2 protein-coding genes are annotated in these 1,475 nt (G+C 71.3%); both read left to right on the forward strand.

Going from position 1 to position 1,475, the window contains the following annotated elements:
• The coding region (locus tag ACKAE7_RS20950; RefSeq protein WP_408980215.1) for an energy-coupling factor transporter transmembrane component T at nucleotides 1-676 on the forward strand (676 nt) is incomplete at its 5' end.
• Between the two features lie 3 nt (nucleotides 677-679).
• Nucleotides 680-1,475: energy-coupling factor ABC transporter ATP-binding protein (locus ACKAE7_RS20955; RefSeq protein ID WP_408980216.1), on the forward strand; the 796-nt coding region annotated here is incomplete at its 3' end.

Genomic DNA, 1,475 nt, shown 5'->3' on the forward strand with positions numbered 1-1,475 from the left:
CAGCCTGCCGCTGTCCCTCGCCGTCATGGGCGCGGCCGTGGTCCTCTCGGCCCGGGGCGGCACGGCTCGGAGGCTGCTGCCCGCGGCAGCGGCAGTGCTGCTCCCACTGGCCTTGTCGTTGCTGGTCATGCACGGGCTGTTTTTCCCCGAGGGGCGGACAGTCCTGGCCCAGTGGGGAGTAGCCCGCGTTACCGCGGAGGGGCTTGCCTTCGCCCTGGAGCGGGCAGCGCAGCTGGGGGCGGTGGTCCTTGCGCTCCTGGTGTTCTCCTTCAGCGTCAGCGTGCCGGACCTGGTGGCGGTGCTGCCCTCCCGCGGTGTCCACGGACGGTTCGCGTTCGTACTGGCCTCCACCCTGACCCTGCTGCCGGCCATCACTTCCCGCGTGGAACGGATCCGGCAGGCGCAGGAATCCCGTGGACTGGTGGTCCGCCGCGGAGTGCTGCACCGCGCGGCCGCGTTCCGGCTCCAGGCGGTGCCGCTGGTCCTTTCCCTGATCGAGGACGCCGGCACCCGGACGGCGGCCCTCGAAGCGCGGGGCTTCAGCAATCCCGGGCCCCGGACCAGCTACCGGGACGTTCCGGATCCGCGGGGCCAGCGCGTGCTCCGGGCCGCCCTGCTGGCGGCCGCCGCGGCCGCTGTCGCGGCGCGGCTGTTGCTGACGCAGGCAGGAAGCTGAGCCATGTCCGCCGCGCACCACTCAACAGAAACCAAGCCGATACTCTCAGCCCGCATCCGGAGCTTCACGTACCACGGGGAAGGCCTCCCCGTCCTGGAGGGGATTGATCTCGACCTTGCTCCGGGAACGTTGACTGCCGTCCTCGGAGCCTCAGGAAGCGGCAAGTCCACCCTGGGCCGGCTGCTCTCCGGATGGCTTCCGCCGGGAACCGGCGGCACCCTCCGCGGCTTCCTCGAACTCGCGGGCTCGCGCCTGGAGTTTGGCGGCAGCGGGGACCCGCGGATCAACCCCGCGGAATGGGGCCGCCACGTGGGCTTCGTTCCCCAGGACCCCGCCGCCGTCCTCTCCACGGTGCGGGCAACTGTGGCGGAAGAACTGGCGTTCGGGCTGGAAAACGCGGCCATGGGGCGGCAGGCCATGAAAACCGCGGTGGAGCACACTGCGGGCGTCCTCGGGCTCACGGAGCTCCTGCAACAGAACCCGGGCTCGCTTTCCGGCGGCCAGCTGCGCCGCCTCGCCATCGGCTGCGCCATCATTGCGGGGCCTCAGGTGCTGATCATGGACGAGCCCTTCGCATCGCTGGACAGTGCCGGAACTGCCGGACTGGCACGCCTGCTGCAGGACCTTGTGAAGCTCGGAACCGCCGTCGTAGTGCTCAGCCAGGTGGTCGATGCGCCCCTCCTGGACGCCGGAACCTGGCTTGTCCTGGACAACGGTAAAGTCACGGGGAGCGGCCCCCCGGCCGGGCTGCAGGCCGGAGCCGGTCTGCTGCCGCCCGGAATCCGGGCGGCAGCAGACC

This window comes from Pseudarthrobacter sp. NKDBFgelt, assembly GCF_046097905.1.
Taxonomy (GTDB): Bacteria; Actinomycetota; Actinomycetes; order Actinomycetales; family Micrococcaceae; genus Arthrobacter; species Arthrobacter polychromogenes.